The sequence below is a fragment of the Cryobacterium sp. HLT2-28 genome (assembly GCF_004402495.1).
Taxonomy (GTDB): Bacteria; Actinomycetota; Actinomycetes; order Actinomycetales; family Microbacteriaceae; genus Cryobacterium; species Cryobacterium mannosilyticum.
The window spans coordinates 140,876-148,107 of sequence record NZ_SOFH01000009.1 but is presented as its reverse complement, the minus strand read 5'-3'; the positions used below and the strand labels follow the sequence as shown (position 1 = coordinate 148,107).

At 69.7% G+C, this 7,232-nt stretch carries 6 protein-coding genes; 5 read left to right on the top strand and 1 reads right to left on the bottom strand.

The window, feature by feature from the left end; all coding sequences use genetic code 11:
- From E3O48_RS04920 to E3O48_RS04905, 4 genes are all read left to right on the top strand, one after another.
- A partial coding sequence (locus E3O48_RS04920; protein ID WP_134537505.1) for a 3-hydroxyacyl-CoA dehydrogenase family protein occupies positions 1-1,470 on the top strand: 1,470 nt, incomplete at its 5' end.
- Between the two features lie 59 nt (positions 1,471-1,529).
- Positions 1,530-2,711: an acyl-CoA dehydrogenase family protein gene (locus E3O48_RS04915; protein ID WP_134537504.1), complete on the top strand. Its 1,182-nt coding sequence runs from the start codon at positions 1,530-1,532 to the stop codon at positions 2,709-2,711.
- 55 nt (positions 2,712-2,766) lie between these two features.
- Positions 2,767-4,440 carry an AMP-binding protein gene (locus E3O48_RS04910; protein ID WP_370249184.1) on the top strand — a complete coding sequence of 558 codons (1,674 nt, stop codon included), beginning with the start codon at positions 2,767-2,769 and terminating at the stop codon, positions 4,438-4,440.
- A 430-nt stretch (positions 4,441-4,870) separates the two neighbouring features.
- Positions 4,871-5,080: a hypothetical protein gene (locus tag E3O48_RS04905; protein WP_134537503.1), complete on the top strand. Its 210-nt coding sequence runs from the start codon at positions 4,871-4,873 to the stop codon at positions 5,078-5,080.
- A 79-nt stretch (positions 5,081-5,159) separates the two neighbouring features.
- On the opposite strand, the gene E3O48_RS04900 is transcribed toward E3O48_RS04905, so the two are convergent.
- The gene (locus tag E3O48_RS04900) at positions 5,160-5,339 is read right to left on the bottom strand and encodes a hypothetical protein (RefSeq protein WP_134537502.1); all 180 of its coding nucleotides are present in this window, start codon (positions 5,337-5,339) and stop codon (positions 5,160-5,162) included.
- Between the two features lie 237 nt (positions 5,340-5,576).
- Between E3O48_RS04900 and E3O48_RS04895 the strand changes: the two genes are divergently transcribed.
- On the top strand, positions 5,577-7,136 hold the full coding sequence (locus E3O48_RS04895) for a chromosome partitioning protein (RefSeq protein ID WP_134537501.1): 1,560 nt from the start codon (positions 5,577-5,579) through the stop codon (positions 7,134-7,136).
- Positions 7,137-7,232 lie beyond the last annotated feature (96 nt).

Sequence of the window (7,232 nt, the reverse complement as noted above, 5' to 3'; positions counted from 1 at the left end):
GCCGGCCCACCCGCCGCCCCGCGGCCCGCCGCGCAGGCGCCCTGGCAGCCCGAGGCCCTGCGCGCCGCGGTGCGGAAGCGGATCCCCGGCGAGCTGCCCGCCGTCGAGAAGACCATCGAGCTGCTCTCGGCCTGGCAGCGCGCGACCGACGCGCGCCCGGCATCCGTGACCGCCCGCCCGCCGATCGGCCAGCCGGCCCGCACGGCCGCGCGGCTGGCCCGCGGCGGCGACCCGATCGAAGCCGAGACCATCGTCGCCTTCGGGGAACTGCTGCAGACCGGCGAGTGCCGCGCCGCCGTCTACGCCTTCTTCACCCTGCAGGCGGCCCGGAAACGCAGCCGGCCCGGCGGCCCGGCCGCCGGAGTCAGCCAGGTCGGCGTCGTCGGCGGCGGGCGGATGGCCACCCAGCTCGCCCTGGTCTTCGCCGAGCGCCTCGACGTTCCCGTGCGGCTGACCGACCTCACGCCCGAGCAGGTCGCCCAGGCGCTGGACTGCATCGCCGACCAGCTCGGCCGGGCCGTCACCCGCGGCACCATGACGACGGAGACCCGGGACCGGGTCGCGGCGCTCATCACCGGCACCAACGACATCGCCGACCTCGCCGGCAGCGACATCGTGATCGAGGCGGTCTTCGAAGACCTGGCCGTCAAACGCGGCGTCTGGGAGTCGATCGAACGAGTCGTTCGGGCCGACGCGCTGCTGCTCACGAACACCTCCTCACTCTCGATCGCCGACCAGGGTTCGGGCCTCCGGCATCCGGAGCGCCTGATCGGCTTCCACTTCTTCAACCCGGTCGCGGTGCTCCCGCTGGTCGAAATCGTGCGGGCGCCGCGCAACACCGATGCCGTCGTCGCGGCGGCGTTCGCGCTCGCCGGGTCGCTCGGCAAGACCGCCGTGCTGGTGAAGGACTCTCCAGGCTTCGTCGTGAACAGGTTGATCACCCGCTGGTTCAGTGACAGCCTCCGCCTGATCGACGCGGGCGCGGATGCGGACCTCGTCGACGGAGCACTCGTTGCCGACGGGTTGCCGATGACGCCGCTCACCCTGATCCGCCACATCGGCCCCCGCGTGCAGCTGCACATCCTCGCCCACCTGCAACAGGGTTTCGGCGACCGGTTCACGATGAGCCCGAGCCTGCGCCGCATCGTGCAGCTGTCGTTGCCGAGCTACGTCGGGCCCGACGGCTGCCTCACGCCCGCCGCGACAGAGGCGATCCGGGCGATCCTGCCGCCACCGGGCGATCGAGTCGCGCCGCCGGTCGACCAGGCCGCCGTGCGCGCGCTGCTCCTGCACGGCCTGGCCGACGAGGCCGGGCGGATCCTCGCCGACGGCACGGTGCACAGCGCCGCCGACATCGACGCCTGCATGATCCTCGGCGCCAACTTCCCGCACCACACCGGCGGGCTGACCCCGCTGCTGGACCGCTCCGGCGCCTCGCTAGCCGCCCGCGGCACGCTCTTCCATCCCTGAACTCACCGCTCCGCTCCGCCCCGCTTCATTCCCCGCTTCACTCCACGAAAGGAAAAACCGTGGCCGACTACGATGTATCCCTGCCGCTCGACACCGACTACTACGGTGTCTTCGCCGACGTTCCCGCTGCCGACCGGGCATTCTGGGACCGCGCCCGCACCTTCGCCGAGGAGACCCTCGATGAGGTGAACGAGGCCTGGGACAAGGCCGAGTACCCGCTCCACCTCGCCCGCAGGCTCGGCGAACTCGACCTGCTCACCGACGGCGTCGTCGGGGAGGGGCTGACCCCGATGTCGCCCCTCGCGGCCGGGCTGGTCAACATGGAGATCTCCCGCGGAGACGGGTCGATGGGTACGGTCGTCGCCGTGCAGGGCGGGCTGGCGCTGCGCAGCATCGCCCTCTTCGGCAGCGAGGAGCAGAAGCAGCGCTGGCTCGTGCCCCTGGCCCGCGCCGAGAAGCTGGGCGCCTTCGCCCTCACCGAACCGGACCACGGCTCCGACTCGGTCGGCCTCGAGACCACCGCGACGCGTGACGGCGACGAATGGGTGATCACCGGCGAGAAGAAGTGGATCGGCAACGGCTCGGTCGGCGACGTGACCGTCGTCTGGGCCAGGGACGACGACGGCAATGTGCGCGGCTTCCTGGTCGAACAGGACAACCCCGGCTACCACGCCACCACGATCACCGGCAAGGGATCGTTGCGCGCGATCCACCAGGCCCGGATCGTGCTGGACGCCGCGCGCATCCCGCTGGACGCCGTGCTGCCGGGCACCCGCACCTTCAAGGATGCCTCCGTCGTGCTCTTCGCCACCCGGCTCGGGGTGGCCTGGTCGGCGCTCGGGCACGCCACCGCCGTCTTCGAGGCCGCCCTGAACTATTCCACCCAGCGCATCCAGTTCGGCAAGCCGCTCGCCGGGTTCCAGCTCGTGCAGGAGCGGCTGACCATGATGCTCTCTCAGCTCACCTCGATGCAGCTGCACTGCCTCCGCCTGGCCGCCCTCGACGACGCCGGCACCCTGCGGCCCATCCAGGCCTCCCTCGCGAAGTACCACAACACGAGGGCGGCTCGGGAGATCGCGGCCATGGCCAGGGACATGCTCGGCGGCAACGGCATCCTGCTCGAGAACCACGTGATCAGGCACCTCGCCGACATCGAATCCCTGCACACCTACGAGGGCACCGAGAGCGTGCAGTCGCTCCTGATCGGGAGGGACCTCACCGGCATCAGCGCGTTCCGCTGATCCCCGGCACGACCGCTCCACTCCCGCACCAAACGACGGACAAAGGAGTCCCCGCGTGTTCGAACAGATGACCCTGCTTGACCAGACTGGCGGCGTCGAGCCGGCGACGGGTCTGGCCAACGACGCCCCGCTCACCCCGATGCGGTTCCTGCAGCGGTCCGCGGAGGTGTACCCGAACAAGGACGCCATCCTCTACGGCGGACGCCGCTACAGCTATACCGAGTTCCGGGCGGCCGCCGAGAGGCTGGCGCGCGGCATCCGTGCCCGGATCTCCCCGGGGGACCGGGTCGTATTCCTGGCGCCGAACGTGCCCGAGATGCTGATCGCGCACTTCGCCGTGCCGCTCGCCGGGGGAATCCTGATCGCCCTGAATTCCCGGCTCGCCCGGCCCGAGATCGAGTATGTGCTCACGCACTCCGAGGCGACGCTCCTCTTCGTCGACGCCGAGCTGGTCTCGACGGTCGGCGACGCCCGCCCCGTCTCCCCGTTCCTCACCGGCGTGATCGAGATGCCCGACGCCGAGTTCGGGCTTGCCGCCAGCGGCCTGGACTTCGGGCAGGAGAGCCTCGAATCGTTCCTGGCCGCCGCGGATACGGCGGCCCTGGCCGATCCCCGGCCGCTCTGCTGGGACATCGACGACGAACGCTCTCCGCTGACCATCAACTACACCTCCGGCACGACCGGCAAGCCGAAGGGCGTCGTCTACTCCCACCGCGGGGCCTACCTGAACTCATTCGGCGAGGTTTTCCACAACTCGTTCACGAGCGACTCGGTCTACCTGTGGACGCTGCCGATGTTCCACTGCAACGGGTGGTGCACGCCCTGGGCGGTCACGGCGGCCGGCGCCACCCACGTCTGCCTGCGGGCGGTGCGCGCGGAAAGCGTCTGGGCGGCCATTGACACCCTCGGCATCACCAACCTCTGCGGCGCCCCCACGGTCTGCAGCCTGATCGCGAACGCCGCGGAGGCGCATCCGCTGGACCGGCCGCTGAGCATCACCACCGCCGGCGCCCCGCCCGCCCCGAGCGTGATCGAACAGCTGGAACGCCTCGGCGTGAAGGTCGTGCACGTCTACGGGCTCACCGAGGTCTACGGACCGTACACGATCTGCGAATACCAGTCCGAGTGGGACAACCTGCCGGGCGACGAGCGAGCCCGCAGGATCTCGCGGCAGGGCGTCGGCATGCTGCAGGCCGAGTCGGCACGCGTCGTCGACCCGGCGATGGCCGACGTTGCCCGTGACGGCAGCACGATCGGCGAGATCGTGCTCCGCGGCAACAACGTCATGCTCGGTTACTACAAGGACCCTGCTGCGACCGCCGAGGCGTTCAGGGGTGGCTGGTTCCACACCGGTGACCTGGGGGTGATGCACCCCGACGGGTACCTCGAGCTCAAGGACCGGGTCAAGGACATCATCATCTCCGGCGGGGAGAACATCTCCTCGATCGAGGTGGAAAACGCGATCCTCGCGCACCCGACCGTGCTCGACGTGGCCGTGGTCGGCATCCCGCACGAGAAGTGGGGCGAGCGCCCCAAGGCCTACGTCGTGCTCCGGCCGGACCACGCCGTGACCGCGGTCGACCTGCTCACCCACACCCGCTACCTGATCGCAAGCTTCAAGGTGCCCGACCACGTGCACTTCGTCGAAACGCTGCCGCGCACTGCCACCGGCAAGGTGATGAAGGTGATGCTCCGGGAGCTGCACCAGGACGCCGTGCCCGGCGACTGAGCCTCAAACACGATCCGCGCCTCACCCGGCCTGCCCGTCGAATTCGACGGAGATTTTCGCCGGAATCACCAGAATTCGCGCGTTTGGGCCCGTTTTGGGGAAAATGTCCGTCGAATTTGACGAGCAGGAGGGGCCTGGCGACCCGGCGTTGGGAGGTGCAGGCCGTCGCGGCGGATACAGCCCGGTTCATGGTTCTCGCGGTGATCGGTGATCTATGGGTCGATTCGCCGGGCGAGCACGTACCCTGTCATTCAACAATTCTGCCTCGCCCCAGTCTCCGAGTGTTTTCAGGCCGGCCGGTGCGAAAACGAACCCCGGTCCGCCGCCAGCCGCGGACCAGCACGTGCACGACTGCAACCGAACAAGTTCCACGCACCGACGCCGGAAACGGCGCTGGCAGCAGGTGTGACAGAACCAGAAACGCAGAGCCATGACCGACGACGAACTCCTGCTCGAAACCGACTACACCAGCTACGCGAATTCCTGCCGCGACCCTCACATCGCCCCGGGGGACGACCTGATGGAATGCCGGCGGCAACGCGGCCACAACGACACCCACGGCACCCGCGCCGGCACCCGCGCCGGCGCACGGGCCCTCCGCTGGCTCGCCCATCAGGGTCTGGGCACGCTGCCCGCCTGAACTTTCGTCCGCACTCGGAGATCAGCGGCCCGGACCTGGCCCACCGTCGCGGGCCACGCTCAGACCGGGGTCGGCGCAGTTATGCGGCGCCGACCGCCCAGGAGTGTGCCTCTCGGACGTCCTGCTGTTCGGCGAGGTCGCAATCGACCTCGTGCACGACGTCCGGCCAGGAGATCCGGTGGTCGTCATCGATGACGGCCGTGCCGTAGACGCCGCACGACCGGCAATAGGCGAGCAGCACCCAGTCTCGATCCCTCATGACTCAATGATGACCCTCGGGCGGGGGACAAAGCAATGCCCGCGTTCGTTCGCGTTGCAGACCGGCTCCGGGCAGTGAGGAACCGGCGGCGGGGCACCCGAAACGGGTCCGGCAACGGGGTCGTGGCCAAACGGGGGGAGGATGCCGACCGCCCGGTTAGGCTGGGAAGGGCACGATCGACGGCAACTTCGACGTGCTCACGCTTATTGAGCTGAGCTCGACGAACAAAGGCCCACCATGAAGAAGAACGATTCCGCCCTTCCCAGCATCCGCGCCATGATCCGGAGCGACGGCACGGGCGAACTGACCATCGACGGCGAGCGCCAGCAGATCACCGCCGTCGACGAGGCGGGCGTCCGCGAGGAGATCATCAACCGGGTCGCGGCGACGGCCCGCACTCTCGGTCGCCCCGTTCGGCTCACCGCGGAAGACGAGCAGGGCCGGTCGCCCCTGATCGTGCACCCCGACGGAGACGTGGACGCGGACGGGGACTTCATCCCCGCGGCCGAACTGCCCAGTTCGACCCGCCCGCTCCTCCTGCCTGAGGATTCCGCGCCGGACTCCGGCGATCACGCCGACTCCGGCGAGGTCGCCGTCGAACCGGCGGCATACCGACCGACGATGATCGAGTCCGCTCCGGATGCGGCGGCGGATGATGACCGGGCCGCCTACGAGAAAGCCGCTCCGTCCGCGGGCCCCGGCGCCGAGCTGTTTGAGAACCTCGTCTTCGACCGCGATCTCGACCGCGACGTCGACGACGACGAGCCGGCGGAACCGTCTGACCGCCTGGCGGCTGCCGGTCTGCCGGTGAGCGCTTCAGCGTCCGGCCCCGCATCCGTTTACGGCAACACGCCCGGCACCGCGGGCCCGAACCTGTCGGATTTCATGAATTCGCGGCCGCCGATGGTGGAGGGCCCTGCCCTGCAGGGCTGGCAGGGCACGGTGCGCCGGCTGACCGGCGGGCTGGTCGCGCCCAGCCCCGGGAACGGTGAACGGTCGCGCCGCTCGGCGGTCGCCTCCGTGCAGCGCAGCCTGATCGGCCCGCGCACCATCGTCGTGCTGAACCCGAAGGGCGGCGCGCACAAGACCACCGCCACTCTGCTGATCGCGGCGACCTTCGGCATCCATCGCGGCGGTTACACCCTTGCCTGGGACAACAACGAGACGATGGGAACCCTGGGCGTGCGGGCGCAGACGGCGCACCACACCAACACCGCGGTCGACCTCCTCCGAGACCTGGAGAACTTCGCCTACTCCAGTTCGGCCCGGGTCGGCGACCTCGACAACTACGTGCGCAACCAGGGCGACGCCCGGTTCGACGCCCTTGCCTCCGACCTCGACCCGGCCGGGGCGGCCAGCATCGACGACGTGGCCTTCGGGAAGCTCCACGCCGCGCTCAGCCGTTTCTACCGCGTGCTGATCATCGACACCGGCAACAACATGCGTGCCTCGAACTGGGAAGCGGCCGTCGAGACCGCCGACCAGCTTGTCGTGGTCTCCACCATCCGTGAGGACACCGCGTACGGGGCGGCGTCGCTGCTCGACGGGTTGCGGTTGAAGGGACATGGCGACAAGGTTGCCCAGGCCGTGACCATCCTCGCCTCGCCGGCCAAGACCGCGGACCGGGCGCTGTCCCGCCGCCTGCACGACCACTTCAGCCAGCTCACCCGCGCCGTCGTCGACGTGCCGTACGACCCGGCGCTGGTCGCCGGAGGGCCGCTCAACATCGAGGCACTCGCACCGCGCACGCGAGAGGCCTGGCTCTTCGCCACGGCCGCGATCGCCGAAGGGCTCTGACCCCGGTTCGGGAGTCCGGTGACAGCGGACACAGCTAGCACGGATGTCGACAGGTCATACTGTTCGAGGCCCATTGTCGAACAGAGAGATCAGCGT

Excerpts from the sequence above, each read along its gene's own strand:
- E3O48_RS04905 (WP_134537503.1), top strand. The coding sequence starts at position 4,871 with ATGACCGACGACGAACTCCTGCTCGAAACCGACTACACCAGCTACGCG.
- E3O48_RS04900 (WP_134537502.1), bottom strand. The coding sequence starts at position 5,339 with ATGAGGGATCGAGACTGGGTGCTGCTCGCCTATTGCCGGTCGTGCGGC.
- E3O48_RS04895 (WP_134537501.1), top strand. The coding sequence starts at position 5,577 with ATGAAGAAGAACGATTCCGCCCTTCCCAGCATCCGCGCCATGATCCGG.